2 pseudogenes are annotated in these 419 nt (G+C 69.7%); one reads left to right on the plus strand and one right to left on the minus strand.

Annotated features, from left to right (window positions below):
- Positions 1 to 206, plus strand: a pseudogene (locus HKX41_10520) (hypothetical protein).
- On the opposite strand, the pseudogene HKX41_10525 reads toward HKX41_10520, so the two are convergent.
- Positions 186 to 419 (minus strand): annotated as a pseudogene (locus HKX41_10525) (Gfo/Idh/MocA family oxidoreductase). The pseudogenes HKX41_10520 and HKX41_10525 sit on opposite strands and share 21 nt — an antisense overlap.

Here is a 419-nt window from a genome sequence, read left to right on the forward strand (position 1 = left end):
CGAAACCGGCGTGGAGCGTCGGCGAGCGCGTCGCCGAGGGCGTTCTCGACCGCCACTACGACGACCACGGCGAGTACCCCGAGGAGTTCGGGGTCGTCGCGTGGGGGACGCCGACGGTTCGGACCCGCGGCGAGACCATCGCGCAGGTGCTCGCGTTCATGGGCGTCGAGCCGGTGTGGACCGACGCGGGCCGCGTCGATGACGTGGTCGGCGTGGAGGTACGAGGGCGTGCAGACCGAGACGACGTCGAGGTCTTCGTTCGCCAGCATGGCTTCGTGACCGATGTACCGCCCCGCTTCGGGGATGTCCCACGCCTCGCCGAAGCGATTGAGCTTCGTCTCGTCGACGTCGGCCACCGCGACGAGTTCGATGTCCTCGGTCTCGTCGTACCCTCCGGCGTGGCTCGCGCGCACTTTCGC

It is taken from the genome of Salifodinibacter halophilus (assembly GCA_012999515.1).
Classification (GTDB): Bacteria; Pseudomonadota; Gammaproteobacteria; order Nevskiales; family Salinisphaeraceae; genus Salifodinibacter; species Salifodinibacter halophilus.